This window comes from Anaerotruncus sp. 80 (genome assembly GCF_009936115.1).
Classification (GTDB): domain Bacteria; phylum Bacillota; class Clostridia; order Peptostreptococcales; family Anaerovoracaceae; genus Senimuribacter; species Senimuribacter intestinalis.
This window is the reverse complement of sequence record NZ_QWES01000002.1, coordinates 34,948-53,140: the sequence shown is the minus strand read 5'-3', so window position 1 is coordinate 53,140 and position 18,193 is coordinate 34,948. Positions and strand designations below refer to the sequence as shown.

At 45.9% G+C, this 18,193-nt stretch carries 13 protein-coding genes; 3 read left to right on the top strand and 10 right to left on the bottom strand.

The window, feature by feature from the left end:
- Positions 1-9 precede the first annotated feature (9 nt).
- Positions 10-1,206, bottom strand: coding sequence for an aminotransferase class I/II-fold pyridoxal phosphate-dependent enzyme (locus D1155_RS02180; protein WP_160200783.1), 1,197 nt, complete (start codon positions 1,204-1,206; stop codon positions 10-12).
- Positions 1,207-2,676, bottom strand: coding sequence for a hypothetical protein (locus D1155_RS02175; protein ID WP_160200782.1), 1,470 nt, complete (start codon positions 2,674-2,676; stop codon positions 1,207-1,209).
- A 71-nt stretch (positions 2,677-2,747) separates the two neighbouring features.
- Here D1155_RS02175 and D1155_RS02170 point away from each other — a divergent pair, with 71 nt between their 5' ends.
- Positions 2,748-3,989, top strand: a complete 1,242-nt coding sequence (locus D1155_RS02170) for an amidohydrolase family protein (protein ID WP_160200781.1) — start codon at positions 2,748-2,750, stop codon at positions 3,987-3,989.
- Positions 3,990-4,082: 93 nt separating this feature from the next.
- Here D1155_RS02170 and D1155_RS02165 read toward each other — a convergent pair whose 3' ends face one another.
- From D1155_RS02165 to D1155_RS02135, 7 genes are all read right to left on the bottom strand, one after another.
- Positions 4,083-4,403: a type II toxin-antitoxin system RelE/ParE family toxin gene (locus D1155_RS02165; protein WP_160200780.1), complete on the bottom strand. Its 321-nt coding sequence runs from the start codon at positions 4,401-4,403 to the stop codon at positions 4,083-4,085.
- Positions 4,400-4,705 carry a type II toxin-antitoxin system RelB/DinJ family antitoxin gene (locus D1155_RS02160; protein WP_160200779.1) on the bottom strand — a complete coding sequence of 102 codons (306 nt, stop codon included), beginning with the start codon at positions 4,703-4,705 and terminating at the stop codon, positions 4,400-4,402. Before D1155_RS02160 ends, D1155_RS02165 begins: the two co-directional genes overlap by 4 nt.
- 115 nt (positions 4,706-4,820) lie before the next feature.
- Positions 4,821-6,797, bottom strand: a complete 1,977-nt coding sequence (locus tag D1155_RS02155) for a S9 family peptidase (protein ID WP_160200778.1) — start codon at positions 6,795-6,797, stop codon at positions 4,821-4,823.
- Positions 6,790-8,835: a S9 family peptidase gene (locus tag D1155_RS02150; protein WP_160200777.1), complete on the bottom strand. Its 2,046-nt coding sequence runs from the start codon at positions 8,833-8,835 to the stop codon at positions 6,790-6,792. Before D1155_RS02150 ends, D1155_RS02155 begins: the two co-directional genes overlap by 8 nt.
- Before the next feature lie 165 nt (positions 8,836-9,000).
- Positions 9,001-10,344: an acetyl-CoA hydrolase/transferase C-terminal domain-containing protein gene (locus tag D1155_RS02145; protein WP_160200776.1), complete on the bottom strand. Its 1,344-nt coding sequence runs from the start codon at positions 10,342-10,344 to the stop codon at positions 9,001-9,003.
- Positions 10,344-13,859, bottom strand: coding sequence for a pyruvate:ferredoxin (flavodoxin) oxidoreductase (gene nifJ, locus D1155_RS02140; RefSeq protein ID WP_201759514.1), 3,516 nt, complete (start codon positions 13,857-13,859; stop codon positions 10,344-10,346). The genes D1155_RS02145 and nifJ overlap by 1 nt, the downstream gene beginning before the upstream one ends.
- A 108-nt stretch (positions 13,860-13,967) precedes the next feature.
- Complete coding sequence (locus D1155_RS02135) at positions 13,968-14,891, bottom strand: LysR family transcriptional regulator (protein WP_160200775.1); 924 nt, start codon at positions 14,889-14,891, stop codon at positions 13,968-13,970.
- A gap of 169 nt (positions 14,892-15,060) precedes the next feature.
- Here D1155_RS02135 and D1155_RS02130 point away from each other — a divergent pair, with 169 nt between their 5' ends.
- Together D1155_RS02130 and D1155_RS02125 are read left to right on the top strand one after the other, a co-directional pair.
- The gene (locus D1155_RS02130; RefSeq protein WP_160200774.1) at positions 15,061-15,270 is read left to right on the top strand and encodes a hypothetical protein; all 210 of its coding nucleotides are present in this window, start codon (positions 15,061-15,063) and stop codon (positions 15,268-15,270) included.
- Between the two features lie 51 nt (positions 15,271-15,321).
- A complete protein-coding gene (locus D1155_RS02125; protein WP_160200773.1) occupies positions 15,322-16,149 on the top strand; it encodes a metallophosphoesterase in 828 nt (275 codons plus the stop codon).
- A gap of 24 nt (positions 16,150-16,173) precedes the next feature.
- Here D1155_RS02125 and rnr read toward each other — a convergent pair whose 3' ends face one another.
- Positions 16,174-18,132 carry a ribonuclease R gene (gene rnr, locus D1155_RS02120; RefSeq protein WP_160200772.1) on the bottom strand — a complete coding sequence of 653 codons (1,959 nt, stop codon included), beginning with the start codon at positions 18,130-18,132 and terminating at the stop codon, positions 16,174-16,176.
- Between the last annotated feature and the right edge of the window lie 61 nt (positions 18,133-18,193).

Genomic DNA, 18,193 nt, shown 5'->3' with positions numbered 1-18,193 from the left:
GACAAATTGTCAATCATTTTTAAAACATTTTGTCAATTTATTGCAAGCTTCTGACACTCTTTCTAAGGCTTCCTCAATCTGCATTCTCGAACTGGATAGATTCATTCTTGTCATCCTCTCACAGCCCTCTCCGTAAACTTCTCCTGTTTCCACCTCAAAAAGGGCCTCTCTCTCAAAGAAATCGTGGAGCTCTTTTCCTGAAATACCAAGAAACGACCAGTCAATCCAGCAGACGGTTGTTCCCTCCACAGGAAATACGTATGCCTGCGGCAGATGCTCTCGTAAAAATTCTTTTACCCAAACACCGTTTTTGTAAATATAATCTCTTACAGCCGTAAACCAGGCTTTTCCTTCCGGACAGTAGGCGCCCAAAACAGAAGCATATTCAAAAGGTCCCAGACTTCCGTAATGATCCGCATATTTCTGCTCTTCGTAACGTGCACGAAGCTTTGCATCAGGAATAATCGCATGGGCATGATTGACGCCGGTGAAGTTAAAAGCTTTTCCCAGTGATGTGACAGTAATGGCATACGCCTGTCCTTCTTCAATGGAAGCATAAGGCTTAGCCTGATGTCCTTCAAAGGTCATTTCTCCAAAAATCTCATCACAGATAACCGGCATCTGATACTTTGCTGACAGCGCCGCTACTTTCCGAAGGTCCTCTAGTGGCCAGACCTTGCCTATAGGATTATGTGCATTGCAAAGCACCAAAAGCTTATTTTCGGGCGCCTGCATTTTAGTTTCTAAATCCTCAAAATCCATCTGGTACTGCCCATCTACAATTTTCAGCGGATTATGTACCGTTTTCCGTTTCATTCGAGTCGCCGCCTGCTCATAGCGATAATAGACCGGCGTCTGTACAATAATCCCGTCGCCTTCTTTCGTTGTCATGCGAATAGCCGTGGCAACTGAAAAAATCGTTCCCAGCACAGGCACAATCCATTCATCCGCAATGTCCCAGCTGCGCATCTCTTTATGCCACCACTTTACCGCATCCAGATACTGCTGCGTTGGAATCGTAAAGCCATAAATACCTCGTTCCGCCGTTGCTTTTACTGCCTCCCTAATGCTGGGCGCTGTCGAAAAATCCATTTCGGCTGCCGAAAAGCTGGTAACACCCTGCTTACGCAGCGCCTCCGGTCTAAAGCGTGCTTTCAAATTTTCTGTTCCCTCATAGGCTCCTGCTCTATCAAAATCGTACATCATTTAATCCTCTTTCTTGCGCCAAATCAGTGCCCCCTCAATAGCGCCTTTCTTTATATCCTCATAGCGTCCTTTTTCAAAGGAAAACCCGCCGTCAAACCACTGATCATCAGCAGCAATCACTTCATCTCCTGCCATCACCCTTCTAAAGTGTTCGACTGCCTCTTCACCCAGTTCTTCTCCAATCAAAGCTTCCCAGTCTGAAACAGTTACCTTCTCTCCTGCTCTTCTTCGTTCAACAATTAGTAAGACCAAATCGTCTAAACTTCTCTTGCCGCCGGATTTCTTTCTGAGCAGACAATCCGTCTCCGCCAGATAGATAAAACCTCTCCCATAAGGAACACGCTGAACCTGATTGTCTTCCCACGCTTTCTCGTAAGCCTCTTCACTGGTCATTGACTGATATGGGTTGTTGTAATAATTGGTACACTTTTCCGTAATCCAGCCTGCTGCCTGCTCAGAGCCTGCAATTCCACGGCGAAGAGGAATCATTACACTGTAAAACTCTGCGGTACCTTCACTATACCACGGTCCCTTCCCTGCCGGTTCATCAAGAGCCGGCCAATTATGCACAATTTCATGGGCAAGGGTGTTAAGCGCCTCTTCCATAATCAGCGGCATCGCATCACTGTAACCAAACACGAATCCGCCGTCAAAAGCGGTTCCTCCATTAGAAATAGAAAACGGCTCTTTGCGGAAAAATACACTGTACGCTAAGTCTTCATCGCCGAAAAACTCGCACATTGCAGAAAGAAGTGTTGGCAGCTGCCTAGTAACTTTTTCCTGATCCGGTAAATTTTCATCCAGCCAGTAAATATTCCGCTTTCCGCTTTCATCACTGACTCTTTTGATTTTCCCTGCCAAATACAGTGAGAAAGTATAGTCCTGTGGCGTTCCGATATAATCAAGATTTCCGCAGCCTTTTATCGCTGCAGCATCAGCATCTTCCGGCATTTTCGATTTATCCCAGATAAAATGAATGTGGTACTTTCCTTCCTCCACTGCTGCAAGAGATGCTACACCGGGAATCAATGCGCCATTTTTCTCCTGAATCGTATCAAAATATGGATGACATCTGTCCACGCCAGTCAAATCTCTAGGCAGAAAACAGTAAGAAAACCGCACATTACCTACAGTTTCTCTTTTCACGCGCCATACTCGCTTGTCAAAACCGGTAACATCCTTTTCCACGGTTTCGCTAAGTGGAAGCGCTCCCTCATCGTCAAAGGCACAAAGACCCTCCTCTGTAAACTGTGCCCCCGGCACCCCTGCGACCATCTTCCATAAATCCGCCAGCTTATCGCCTGCAGCAAACTGCGGGCTTTCCAAGGTCATCTCAACATCCGCATACTGAAAATCATATTCTTCACTCATATACGGTCTAAGCTTTATCCATAGCTGTTTTATAGTGTCCATCATGTCCTCCATCAAATTATTTCTTGTGTCATCTTTATTATATAGAATAAATTTCATTTCGTCAACTCTATATTGACAAAATGTTTATTTATTGCTATGATGAAGTCATACAAAGAAGGGAGATTATTATGATTTCATACATTTTAAAAGGCCGCCTTATCGACGGTATATCCGATACCCCTATAGAAAACGGACTCGTTGCCGTTGAAGGAAGCTGCATCGTCTATGCCGGTGCGGAAACCGGTTTTGATGCTGCAGCTTTTGATACAGATAACAGCACAACTTTGCTTGATGCCGGAACTGGAACCATCCTGCCCGGCTTTATCGACTGTCATGCTCACCTTTTCGGCGATGAAAACGCCGGAAGCTTTGCAGATGGCAAAATCTTTGGCGATCAATTGCTGGGCGCCGCTTATCAATGCGGTCTGCTTCTGGATGCCGGTTTTACTTCTCTGCGGGATATGTCCGAAAATGGTCTGTATCTTTCCCGTGCGGTGGAACGCGGCATTCTTCGCGGTCCTAAAATCATGCCCGGCGGAAAAATCCTGGGAATTACTTCCGGTCACGTGGATATGAATCCATCCTTATCAAAAGAAGAATTGAATCGCCTGGATCATACCTCCAGACTCGTCGATGGTCCGTGGGACTGTGTACAGGGAGTCAGAGAACAATTCCGCGCCGGGGCAAAATTCATTAAAATCTGCGCTACTGGAGGCGTTTCTTCTCCTACAGACCGTCTGGATGACGTTCAGTTTTCCCCGGAAGAACTAAAGGCAATTGCTGACGAAGCAAAACGCCATCACAGCTATGTCTGTGCCCACTGCACCGGATATGAAGGCACTTATCAAGCGCTGCTTTCCGGTATCACCTGCATAGAACACGGCGTGTACTTAACGCAGCGTGAAATTGATTTGATGAAAGAACTGGATGCTACTTTAGTCACCACCCTCGCTGTGTCTTTGGGCGTTGCCAATATTCCCGGTCTTCCTGAATGGATGGAGAAAAAGGTCAAAACCTGTGCAGCTGCAAATGTCAAAACTATTGAAATGGCACGCAAAGCTGGAATTCGTATTGCACTAGGAACTGATTTTTCCAACAGCCCAAACAGCCCTTATCTGGAGAACGGTAAAGAATTCGCTGCCATGTGCAGAGCTGGCATGACACCGATGGAAGCCATCAAAGCAGGTACAGCAAATGCTGCACATCTCCTTTGGGAAGATGCCAACACCGGTTGTCTAACGCCTGGAAAACTGGCTGATATCGTCATCGTAGATGGCAATCCTCTTTCCGATATCAGCTGTCTGACTCATGCCGACCACGTAAAAATGGTTATGGTAGATGGAGAAATGAAAAAAGAAAATCTACAGTAGATTTTCTCTTTTCTTAAGACATAAAAAAGCCCCATCATTTCAGCACGATGGGGCTTTAAAATCACATGTGGTTATTTATTATTGTATTTTCTATCAATCCTGACTAAAAAGAAGGGCCAGATAATCAGTTCTGCTATCTAATACTCTGATGACTTCAATCTGTTCTATCGCAGCATTCACTTCATAAAAAACAATCTGTTTATCTATAATAAAAAAACGTATCTCTGTTTCTATTTCGTCAAACCTTTCTTTTAGCAGCATTCCCATCATTGGCTGTTTTTTTAACAAAGATATCCCTTGAAGAATTCGCGTCCGAAACTTTCTTGCTGCATTCTCATTGCCAAGTTCATGTTCCATATATCCTGCGGTGGATTCAATGTCAAAAATTGCTGACGGTCTGTATTTCACGTTCATGGCATTTCTACTCCAAGTCGCTTATATACATCTGCTTCGCTCACTAATTCTCCGGATTCTTTTCCCTCATCAAGTGCCTGCATCAGTTTTTCCATTGCTTTTGATTTAATGTACTCTGCATTGTCTCCGGAAACCTGAAATGGAAATCCACCGGCATTCAGTGTCTGCTGTAAAAAAATATTGATTGCCTGAGTCAAAGTGATACCACTTTTGGCATAAATGGATTCCACCTCATTTTTTACCTCCGGATTGATTCGGAAATGATAGGTAGCAGTTTTCGGTGCTGAAAGTGCATTCTTCATGGTTACTATACCTCCTTAAGTGTTTCACCAATATTATATCCTCTCCTTACCAAAAAATCAATATACGTGATACATTGTGCTGCATTAAAATCAAATTACAAGGAATAAAGCAACTTTACAGATACTTCTCAAACCACTGCAGCATCTCATCGTAGTAATGCTGTTGCTGCTTAGGATGAGACGGCTGCTCATGCGCTACGTGCGGATAAAGCACCATCTTTACAGGAAGATCCGGGTGCAAATCCTTCACCGCCACAAAGAGCTGGTGAGCGCCTTCTACCGGTGTACGCAAATCATCAGTTCCATGGAGAATCAAAAGCGGCCTGTCAATACGCTCCGCATAGGCAACGGGAGATTCTTTCAGCTGGTTAACCATAAACTCTTCGAAGCTGTCATAATCCTTGCTGCACCCTTGCATGTCACTGCTGGCGTAGCTAATCATATGATTTGAAATACTCCGCTGTGTAACATAGGCTTTAAACCGCTTACTATGAGTTGCCATATAATTTACCATATAGCCTCCATAGCTTCCTCCTGTCACACCGATTCTTTCCGGATCAATCCAAGAAAACCTCTTGCAGGCTTCGTCCACAATCTGAAGACAATCCTCATAAGCCCTGTTGTCATAAGCCTTTTTAATATCTCCGTGATTCATGCCATAGCTTGAGCTTCCTCTCGGGTTGCAGTAAATCACCGCATAGCCTGCTCCTGCGAAGCACTGGTGCTCAATAGTAAAGCCGTAGGTATAAAACGGATGCGGTCCGCCATGTACATACAGAATCGCCGGATACTTTTTAGAAGCATCCAGATTTTGAGGCGGCATGACCCACCCATGTACACGACTGTCTCCATCCAGTGTATCCACAAAGAACTCCTCCGGCTGACTGTAGTTCACTGCATCAAGTAGCTCCTGGGCAGACTGAATACCGGTCTCAGTACATACGCCGGTTGCCAGTTCCAAAATCTGATATCTCTCCGGTACCGTCTCCTCACAAACCGCAATCAGAGCCTTGCCGTTCTGAATGCTTGAAATACCATGGACGACCTTCTTCCCGCTTTGTATTACGCGGGCTGCACCGCCATCAACCGGTACACCGTAAAGCCGGCACTGACCTTGCCAGCCTGCGTGGAAAAACGCTTCCTTTCCATCTTCACTGACCTGCAGCTTGTCAAAACCCCAACCGCAGAAAGCATTATACGGAAACTGTACGCACTGCAAGCAATCCTCGGAAGGTTCGAAAATACACTGATATCCGCTTCCATCTGTTGCGATTTTATAAAGGTACACATCCGGATAGGTTATTTCGTCTGATAGTTGTATATCATTTGGCATTTCCAAACAGCCTGCGATAATATATTTTCCGTCAGGTGTTGCCACCGGTCTAACCGGATTCGGGTAGGAAACCAGCCATAAATCCTGCGTTAAACGACTGATTTTGCCAACCTGTGCCGGTTCTTTTGCTTCAATCCGAAGAAGATCCATGCCCAGAAGCTGTTCTTTATCACGAAATCTACTGCTTCCACAAATTACAAAGCTTCCATCTGCCGACCAGTTATGGTGCATATAGTCAAAATCCCCGTCTGTAAGCTGTGTGGTCTTTCCCGTCTCAATCTCTGTCATGTAAAGATGCATATGACTATCCGGGGTATAAAATCCAATACCGTCAAATTTATACCCAAAATCCTCTATTACAATTGCCTCATCCTCATATTTGCGCTGCGGGCTGCTGCCTGCCGATGGAGAAGCAAACAAAATTCTGCTGCCGTCCGGTGACCAGATTGGCTCCATGACAGGCGTTTTCATAGAAGTAACCCGTCTAACTGCCTCAGTTTCTAAATCACAGATATGAATTTGACGTCCTGCTGCTGTAGAAGAAATAAACAGCAGCAATTTTCCATCGGGACTAAAAGCAGGGCTCCCCTCACCGCCTCCTCCGGCTGTAATCGTTTTTTCGGTCCCATCTGCCAGGTTTCTCAGTTTGACAGCTCCTTCTACCGCATATGCGATCAAGCTTTTTGATTCTAAATAATCCGCTCCGGTAAATCTCTGAAGCTCCAGACAATCTGCAAATTTAGAAGTTCTTTTACTCATGTTTCCCACCTCCGCACAAATATGTGGTAAACCAGTCTGTCATCTCCGAAAGATGCCTAATCTGATTATATAGTTTTCCAATTCTGTCTACGCCGTGATTTTCTGTCGGGAACATAACAAGACGCACCGGAATTTCAGGATTTCTATCCTTCATCGCAATAAAAAGCTGTTCTGCCTGCTCAAAGCTGCAGCGGTAATCTTTATAGCCGTGCAAAATCAAAAGAGGCACTTTCATGTTGTCGATATAAGTGATAGCATTCCCTCTTGCTCTATCCAAAAGCTCATCCAGCATTTTCATGCCTTCCCAGTTTGGTCTTGCTGAAATGAATCCCATATCACCCGTTCCGTAAGAAGTCGACGGATTAATCAGTGAACGCTGCGTTACTGCTGCTGCAAAATGGTTTGTTCTGCCGATAAATTTATTTGTCATATATCCGCCATAGCTGCCTCCGGTTACACCGATTCGCTTTTCATCGATGAAGCCCTTTTCGCAGGCTGCCTGCACCACAGCAATCAAGTCGTCCATGGCTTCCTTCGCCCAGGCGATTCCGCCTGCACAAAAAGCTCTGCCATAGCCGACGCTGCCCCTTGGATTTGCAAAAATTACCGCCATGCCGGCAGCTGCCAGAGCGTGAAACTCATGCCAGTATTCTGCTGTAAAGGTACATTCCGGACCGCCGTGAATATAAAGCACCGCCGGATATTTCTGTCCCTTTTCCTGATTTTCCGGGTGCATCACCCAGCCTTGCAAATCAGCCTTTCCGTCAAAGGATTTCACAGAAAGTTCCTCTGTCTTTGGCAGTTCATAATCAGAAAGCCAAGGATTCGCATCAGTTAGCCTGTGTGCCTCCTTAGTGCCTGCCAATTTGACGTAAGCTTCTGCCGGTCCTTCAAAATTTGCCATTAAATATACCAGACTTCCCTCCTTTGCTATCGCAAATTCGTGAATGCAGGTTTCTCCCGCTAAAATCAGTTCTACAGGTTCTTCAATCCTGTGTAAGTTCTTTCTGTACAAGCTTTCTCTTCCGCAGAAAGTTGACAAAAAGTACAGATAATCATCCTTCGCACAGTCAAAATAACTGCTGCTCTCTCCATATACTGAACGTCCCACAGGAAATCCATTGAGTCCATGGCAAAGCTGATCTTCTTCCTCCCCGATTACGGCTCTCGTTTTATTGTCTTTCAGACTGTATGCATAAGGCAGTATGATGGTACTTCCATCTTCCAGCATCGGACAGACAGCGAACACAATTTCTTTGCCATCTTCTGAAAAAGCCGGACAAGTATCCGCATAAACTCCGATGTCATTTGTCAGCTGCTTTGGCTTCCCTCCCTGAATATCACAAAGGAATAGCTCCGCTTGCCGTCCCTTTGCACCTGTATGGGGATATCCATAGAAAGCGGCTGTACTGCCATCAGGTGAAATCTGTGGATACACATATTCCAATCCATCTACGGTCAAAAGTTCCTGCGCTCCGCTCTCAATATCCAGAACTGCAATCTTCGGCAGCTGACCTTTTCGCATGCCATACCATTCATCCATTTTGTAGGTCAAATCGGTGATTTCGTAAGGACTGTATTCCACTTCTTCTTTCCACGCAGTCTTCTCTTCATCTGACATGATGACAAACATGGACGCATCGTCAACCTCCTGCTGCCATAAATCAATTTCTAAAACAGCCTTTTTCCCATTTCTCGACAAGCTGTAACGATTGACTCCATGTCTTGCAGATGTCAGCATTTCACAACTTTGTGTTAAAATATTATACTGATATAACTGTCTCTCGCCGCTTGCATCAGACAAATAAAGCAGCGTATCGTCGTCTAAAAACTGCGGCTGACTGCAGCTGCCTGCAAGCTGTAAAACCTGCGGAGCGCTGTCTTTCAAATCCGTCAGGTGGATTTGCCCGGAAAACAGCCCAGTTTCTTCATCCCCTTTATAATTGACCCAGGCAGCCAGGCTCCCCTGTGGATTTACTGCAATCCCTGATAGATAACGGATATATTTCATATCATCAGGTTGAAATTGTTTCTTCATAAAAATTCTCCTTGCATAGCGTCAATTCACTTTACTTATTGACACAATAATAGCATATTTTAAACATTTTGTCAATATAATTCCACCTTATTGTCACCTTTCCCAGGAAAATATCTAAAAATAGGGCTGTCCATTTCTGGCACAGCCCACTAGGAGGTAATTTATTTATTTTAACTTATTGCTTCTTCTCCAGATACCCATTTTCTCCGCCTGAGAAATCAGGTCTTGCCGAAAATCCGGATGCGCTACGGAAATCACTTTTTCTGCCCTTTCCCAAAGACTTGCGCCTGCCAGGTTAACCATTCCCTGTTCTGTCACCAGATAGTAAGCGTGACTGCGCGGGTCTGTCACTACATCGCCTGCGCCAAGAGATGGCACAATACGGGATTCCAACAGCCCTGTCTCCTTATTCACATAGGTCGACGCCATACAGAGAAATGCCTTTCCGCCCTTTGACAGGAATGCACCATACTGAAAATCCAACTGACCGCCGGTTCCGCTGATTTGACGAAAACCTGCCGTCTCAGCGCAGGTCTGTCCGAACAAATCCGTCGTAAGGCAGTTATTGATAGAGACCATATTATCCTGCTGTCCTATCACCTGAGGTAAATTGGTATAATCCACCGGATAGCTGGCAAGCCCCGGATTTTCAGCTGCCCACTGATACAGTTCTTTACTTCCCAGACAAAAGCTCCATACACCTTTACCCCGATTCAAATTCTTACATCGGTTAGTCAGTTTTCCGCTCTTATAAAGATCCAGATATGCGTCGCACAGCATTTCCGTGTGCATGCCCAAATTCTTTACATCGGACTGCGCAATCAGTTTGCCCACCGCATTTGGCGTTCCGCCGATTCCCAGCTGCAGCACTGCGCCGTCACCGATTTCCTCACAAATATACGCTGCGATAGCGCTGTCCGTTTCTGTAGGCGCTGCTGCTTTCAGAACAGGAAACGGCTCGTGCTCGCCTTCTATAATATAATCCACCTGAGAAATATGGATACATTCCTTTTCGCCGCCGTAAACCCGCGGCAGATGCTCGTTGACTTCAACTACCACCGTCTTTGCCTTTTCCAAAATCGCATAAGCCGCTGAGTTGGTCAGTGAAAAGTTAAAGTACCCGTGTCTGTCCATCTGCGAAACCGTGATACACGCCACATCGACCTTCAGAAAATCTCTGTAATATTTGGGCTGACTGCTGTAGTTCATTGGAATATAACTGCACAGTCCCTGATCCGCATATTTTCGTTCCAGCCCGGAAAGATGCCAGCTGTGATAATGAAAGGTACTGCTGCAAGGATCTGCTTCCAGTGTTGCCAAAGGTTTCAGCAGCATGGCGCCGCGAATCTTTACATTCTGCAGTTCCTCCTTTCGCTCTGCCAGGGCTTCATCAAAGAGATATGGAATCTGAGAAATCATTCCATAGTCTACCCAGTCCCCGCTCTCCACCAAAAGAGCTGCGCTCTGCGCGCTAACTTTCTTTCTGCTGTACTCTGTCTGTAATAGCATTACTTATCCTCCCCGGCAAGTCTGACAAGCTCCTTATAGCGTGCTTTGGCGTCCTTCTCCGCCTGTGCAAAGAGACGCTCTGCGTTTTCAGGAAAAGCTTTATGTAAGGAGGCATAACGATTTTCCCCTTCCAAAAATTCTTGGTAGTTCAAGGAAGGTTCTTTGGAGTCCAGACAGAACTTGCCGGTTTCTTTGTGCGGATTGTATCTGTACAGGAACCAGTAGCCTGCATCTACCGCACGCTTCATTTCTTCCTGGGCTTTGTCCATACCTATTTTCAAGCCGTGATTAATGCACGGCGCATAGGCAATAACAATGGACGGACCGCAAAAGTGTTCCGCTTCGTCGATGGCTTTCATCAGCTGGTTCGGATCTGCGCCCATAGCTACGCTGGCAACATAGCAGTTGCCCTGAGACATCATCATCCGTCCTAAATCCTTCTTAGCAGATTTTTTGCCTGCACTCTGAAACTGGGCTACAGCGCCAAGAGGCGTCGCTTTGCTGCTCTGTCCGCCGGTATTGGAATAAACTTCCGTATCCACCACAAAGACATTGATATCTTCGCCCTGGGCGATCACATGATCCAGTCCGCCAAATCCTATATCGTAAGCCCAACCGTCGCCGCCGTACATCCAGACAGTTTTTCTCGCCAGCTGATCTTTCGCACCGATAATCTGTTCTTTTAAAACTCTGCTGCGGCCTGTCAGCTCTGCCGCCTCAAGGGCTCCCAGCAGTTCTTTCGCTGCATCCATAGAAGCGTCCACATCGTCAAAGGTATCAAGCCATGTCTGAATCGGCGCATCCAATGTGTTTTCCAGTTCCATGAGTTCGCTAATCCACATGCGCACCTTGTTTCTCTGCTGCTTCATAGACAGCAGCATGCCCAGCGCAAATTCCGCATTATTTTCAAAGAGTGAATTACTCCATGCAGGACCTCTCCCTTCCGCATTTACCGTATATGGAACCGATGGCATTGCGGCGCCCCACGCCTGGGTACAACCTGTGCCGTTTGCCCAGTACATTCTGTCTCCGTAAAGCTGCGTCAAAAGCTTCGCATAAGGGGTTTCGCCGCAGCCCGCGCAGGCCCCGGAAAACTCGCACAGTGGCTGTTTAAACTGGCTTCCCTTGACGGTATTTTTTGCAAAACAATCCTTCTCCTTTATAGTAAGTCCGTATTCCCACTGCGGTGTTACAGCCATGTCAGCAGGCGCAGAACACATCTTCAAAGCCTCCCCTTTCTTCGGGCAGACGGAAACACAGCTTCCGCAGCCAGTGCAGTCCATATCGCTGATCTGCATGGAAAAATACATAGGCGCTTCGCCCTTTACACCCTTTGCTAAAGCAATCGCAAAGCCTTCCGGCGCAGCCTTTTTTTCATTTTCATCTAAAAGATATGGTCTGATAACACCGTGAGGGCATACGTAAGAGCAGCGGTTGCACTGGATACAGCTTGCGGCGTCCCAGAGAGGAATCTTTGCTGCAATACCGCGCTTTTCGTAAGCGGTCGTTCCCATAGGCATGGTGCCGTCCTCGTAGCCTTCGAAAGTAGATACCGGCAATGTGTCGCCCTTCTGCCCGTTGATTGGCATCAGAATTTCTCTGATAAATGACGGCAGCTTGGTCGCATCAACGGGAGTTTTCTCTGTACCGGCATTATCACTCAACTTTACAGCCTGTACGCACTGCATACCTGCATTGATGGCCTGCAGATTCTTCTGCACCACTGCTTCGCCCTTCTTCGCAAAGGATTTCCTTGCAGCTTCTTTCATCTGGTTCAGCGCCGCTTCCTCCGGCAAAATCTCCGCCAGCTTAAAGAATGCCGCCTGCAAAACCATGCTGATTCTGCTGCCAAGACCCAAACTTTCTGCAATACCGTTTGCGTCTATGATGTACACCCTTGCGCCCTTGTTCAGCAGAGTTTTCTTAACTTCCTTTGGTAGATTTTTATCGGTTTCCTCTACACTCCAACGTGTATTGAGAAGGAAAATGCCCCCCTCTTTCAACTCTGTCACGATGTCATACTTATCTAGGAAAGACTGATTGTGGCAGGCGATGAAATCCGCTGATTTCACCAGATAAGTGGACAGAATCGGCTCGTTTCCAAAGCGAAGATGGCTCTTGGTGATCCCGAAGGATTTTTTCGTATCATATTCAAAATACCCTTGGGCATACATCGGTGTATTTTGTCCGATAATTTTAATGGAATTCTTATTTGCACCTACCGTTCCATCACTGCCCAGCCCCCAGAATTTACACGCTTTCGTGCCTTTGTCTGCAATCTGAAAACTCTCGTCAACCGGAATGGAAAGTCCGGTCACGTCGTCCTCTATGCCCACAGTGAACTCTTTCGCAGGGCAATCTTTCACAAGATGGTCGAAGACCGCTTTTATCTGCGCCGGTGTTGTATCCTTAGAAGAAAGGCCGTAACGTCCGCCGCAAAGATACGGTTTCTGCTCTTCATTGGCAAAAGCACCGCAAACAGTTAAATACAGAGGTTCGCCCATAGCGCCCATTTCCTTGCAGCGATCCAGCACAGCAATTTTTTTCACCGTCTTTGGCAGCGCCCTCAGGAAATATTCTGCAGAAAATGGATTGAACAGATGAACCTGCAAATATCCGACTTTTTCACCGCAAAGATTCAGGGCTTCTACAGTTTCTCTCGCTGCGCCGCTGACGGAGCCCATAGCTATGATGACACGCTCTGCGTCCTTGGCGCCGTAATAGTTAAACAGATGATAGTCCTCTCCTGTGATTTTGTTGATTTCTGCCATATATTCCTCTATAATAGCAGGAACATTGTCATAGGCCTTGTTGTTGGCTTCACGGAACTGAAAGTATACGTCCGGATTTTGCACTGTGCAGCGCAGGGTCGGATGATCAGGGTTGAGGGCTTCTTTCCGGAACTGCGCCAGCGCCTCTCTATCCAGCAGTCGGTCAAAGTCTTCATAGGAAATCGCTCTGATTTTCTGGATTTCGTGGGAAGTTCTGAAGCCGTCAAAGAAGTGCATAAACGGCACTCTGCTTCTAATTGCTGCCAGATGAGCGATTCCCGCAAGATCCATGGTTTCCTGCACACTGCCCGACGACAGCTGGGCGAAACCCGTCTGTCTGCAGTTCATCACATCGCTGTGGTCACCAAAGATAGACATGGCGTGAGTCCCCACAGTACGTGAAGCGACGTGAAGCACGCCCGGCTGTCTGGTGCCGCTGATTCTGTGCAATGCCGGAATCATCAGCATTAACCCTTGGGAAGATGTAAACGTCGTTGCAAGGGAACCTGCTTCCAGCGCCCCATGTACTGCGCCCGCTGCACCTGCTTCCGACTGCATTTCCACCAGGGTTACCGACTGCCCGAATAAATTCTTTTTTCCAAGGGCTGACCACTGGTCGGTCTTTTCCGCCATCGGTGAAGAGGGTGTAATCGGGTAAATGGCTGCAATTTCCGAAAAAGCGTAAGCCGCATAAGCTGCCGCCTCATTTCCGTCTGCTACCATGATGTACTGTTGTTTATCCATAGAAAAAATCCTCCTTAGAAGTATTGATTTCACACTTTTCTTCTATGGAGGATTTTACCATCATTCGAATTATTCATAAAACGGTAAAAAATCATATTAAAAATTCTATTATAGAATATTTTGTTTTTTGTCTTCTTCATCGCAAAAGGTCTGCACATAGGCAAAGAGCTCCGTTTCAAAGGCTGCTGCCGCAGCAGTTTGTTTCTCCCCTTCGCTTTCCTTTTTCAAAAAGAACAATTCCCATGTATCGTCGCAATCCTGCAGCTGATAAATCTGCAGACTGACATTGCGGCCAATAGAGTCTGCCATAGAGGGCGTACAAACAGCCCAGTAATCGGTTCCATCCAGAAACGGCACAATTCCCTGCACCGTGTTCAGTTCCAGTCTGCTTTCACTTTTACCGGAAAACCAGCTTTGCCGCCAGTGCTTCATACTGCGGAAATTACCGCCGGTAAAACGGATTTCTTTCGCCGGATCCAGCTCCTCAGGTGAAATAGACATAATCTCACCTTCCTTTGGATTTTCGCAGTAGCGGATAATACAAAGCTTCTGCCTGCTGATACACTGCCGCTGTATTCCCGCCCGCTCCGACTCATAGGCTACAATTCCATAATCCAGCGTGCGGTTTTCAAGCATTTGATAAATCTGATCGGAATTGTAAATACTTGCCACGACGCGAATATCTGCATGGTCTTCCAAAAACTCCTTCATAAAAGGCGCAATAAATCCGTAATAGGAGCTTTCACTGATTCCCAGCATAATGGTAGAAAGAGAAGAATTTTTCAGACTCTCCGTCTCCTCAAAGAGATTTTTCCACCGCTCAGCCACGGAAATAAACTGCTCCCCCTGTCTGGTCAGCAAAATCTCACGACGCCCCTTGGTTCTTCGAATCAGCGTGCAATTCAGTTCTTCCTCCAAGGCGGCAAGCCGCTTGCTCACAGTGGACTGAGAAAGATACAGCCGCTGGGCAGTCTTTGTGATATTTCTCGTACGTACTAAATCAAGAAATATTTCTATGGTTCTGTAGTTCATAGTCTGTCTTTCCAATCTAAATTTTCATTTCATGCGCTGTGGCTTTTCCAGTTCATTATACACCAGAAAGGCAATTTAGTTCAATCGACAAATCTGATTGTGCAGTAATAAAAAACACCTTGCCATGTCATTCTTTCATGATATAATAGATTTAACAGGAGGTGAACATATGCCGCTATTTATATTAGGACTGGTCTTTGCGGTCGGTTTATTTATCTACTATATGGTTTCTACCAGCGGAAGTGGTCAGGACAATACGCCCAGCAAAGATCCCTACGAAAAAACGTCTCAAGCCTCTGACTTAAAAAAAGAAGGTAATGTCATTTTTCTTCCAACCGATATTGAAAAAGCCAAAAAAGAACATCGAAGGAAGCAATAAATATCGAAAAAATAAACCTCTGCCCGCATATACTGCTGCAGAGGTGTTTTTATGTCTAATTACAATCGTATCGAAAAATCTTTTTCAAAAGCACTGTGTCTTTCTTACAATGTGCTTCCAAAGCTTGTCATCATGAGCGACTGCCACCGCGGCACAGGAACCTGGGCTGATAACTTTCTCAGAAACAGACCCATCTATACTGCTGCGTTAAAACACTACTATCAAGAGAATTTCACCTACATAGAACTTGGCGATGGTGATGAACTGTGGGAAAACCGCCGATTTGCCGACGTCTATAATACCCATCAGGAAATCTATCAGATTCTGCAAAAATTCCACGATGAGAGCCGTCTCTTCATGGTCTTTGGCAATCACGACCGAGTCAAAGAAAACGGCGCTTATCTGTGGCGGGGCCTTTCCGGTGCTATCCCTTTTTATGAATCCATCATCGTGGAAAGCCCCGGTATGCCTCCTCTTTGCATGTTTCACGGATATCAGGGCGATCATATGAACGACGAACTTTGGAAAATTACTCGCTGGCTGGTGCGCTACCTGTGGCGTCCTTTAGAGCTTCGCGGTGTTAAAGACCCTACCAGTGCTGCAAAAAACTACACCAAAGTGCGTAAAATCGAAGAGAATTTCATCAACTACAGCTGCAGAAAGAAGTGCATTCTCATTGCAGGTCACACCCACAAACCTGCTCTAATGAAAACCGACTGCGGCATGTATTTTAACTGCGGAAGCTGTGTTCACCCTTCCGCTATCACCGCCATAGAAATTCAGAACCACACTGCAAGTCTGGTCAAATGGTCTGTCTGTGCAAACCCTGATATGGTGCTTTACGTCTGTCGGGAAACATTAAAAGAAGTGCACCTTTAATGCTGTGCACTTCTTACTTGGTTATTAAACTATCAGAAAATCAATCTGTCTTTCTTCCGGGTTTGCCGCCAGCACCTCTATGGTAACCCGGTCTCCCAGGGCATAAATATTGTGACTGAGTCTGCCGATAACCCGATATTTTCCTTCCTCGTAATCGTAATAATCATCACGCAGACTGTCAAGGCGCACCATACCCTCCACTGTATTAGGCAACTGCACATAAATGCCAAAATTAGTCACGCCGCTAATGACTCCTTCAAAGCTTTCTCCGATGTACTGCTGCATATACTGCGCTTTTTTCATCTTTGCAACTTCTCGCTCCAGACTCTGCGCTTTTCGCTCAGTCAGTGACGCAATTTCTGCCGCAGCCTGCGCGTCAGCCTTATATTTTTTCAGCTTCTGCTCATCTGCCCTGCCGCAAATAGAGTCTTTAATAATTCGGTGAATACAAAGATCTGGATATCTTCGAATCGGTGAAGTAAAATGACAGTAATACGGAAAGGACAATCCAAAATGTCCCTGACAGTCGGTGCTGTAAAATGCCTTTTTCATAGAACGCAGCATGACAGTGCTGACGATATTTTCGTAAGGCATGCCCTCCACTTTCTGTAGAATATCATTGAGAGCCTTCGGATGAATGTTGTCAGGATTTCCCGGCAGATTAATTCCAAAGCCAGCAAGGAAAGCTTTCAGCTCTACGATTTTGTCTGTGTCCGGTTTTTCGTGAACACGATAGACGAAAGGATATTCCATCCAATAAAAATGCTCCGCTACAGTCTGATTGGCCGCCAGCATAAACTCCTCAATGAGTCTGTTGGCAGTGCGCCTCTCGGAAATCCCGATGGCCACCGGCACTTCCTCTTCATCCAGTTCTATTTCCGCCTCATCAAAATCAAAATCTAAGCTGCCCTTTTCCTTTCTCTTCTTTCTGAGAATTTCTGCAAGGCTTCCCATAGCAAGAAGGTCGTCGTAAATATCCTCATATTTTTTAATTAACGCCTCATCTTCATGCTCCAAAATATCCGAAACATCATCGTAGACCATTCTCGCCTTGGAACAAATAATGCTTTCAAATATCTCATAGTGCACTACGCTGCCGCTCTCATCAATTTCCATCTGACAGGTCAGGGTCAGCCTATCTTCACCCTGATTCAGACTGCAGATTCCATTGGAAAGCACCTTAGGCAGCATGGGAACTACTCTGCTTAAAAGGTACACACTGTTGCCCCGTTTTAATGCCTCCCGATCAAGATGACCGTCCGCCGCCACGTAGTGACTGACATCAGCGATATGGACGCCTAAAAGATAATTGCCGCCGTCAGTGATCTCTATAGAAACACCATCGTCCAAATCCTTTGCCGACGCACCGTCTATGGTAATAATCGTTTTATCCCGCAGATCCCGTCTTCTTCTAATTTCCTCTGCAGTAATCTCCTCCCTGGACTTTGCCTTTGCCTCTGCATTGACCCTGCTTGGAAAAGTCTCATAGAGACCGCTTGCTCGAATCAGCGCTTTGATTTCGCCGCCTGTCTCTCCAAAGCGTGAAATAATCTCAGTGATTTTTCCTTCTGCACTGACATTTTTCTCAGGATACTTAGTAATCTTTGCAACTACCTTATCTCCATTCTGTGCACCTCGAAAATCCGATTTCTTTACAAAAACGTCATCATTATTTCTCTTATCATCAGAAACCACGAATCCAAATCGCTTATTCTTTTGAAAAGTTCCTACAACTTCTGTATTGCCTCTCTCTAAAATTTTGTCTACAATGCCTTCTCTGCTTCTGGTTCTAAACTGTTCCGGCAGCAAATCAACAGAAACAGTATCGCCGTGCATGGCGCCGTACATATTGCTTCTGCCAACAAAAATATCTCCGCCCTCTTCCTGACGGACAAATCCAAATCCCGATTTTGTTTTTTCCAGTACACCGGTCAGTTTCTCAGTCCCCGGTGTATAAAACTGTTTCTTTCTTCTTTTTCTCATGGTTCTATTGTATATGAAAACTCTTCTCATTACCAGAACAAATTCAAAACGCAGGGAATTT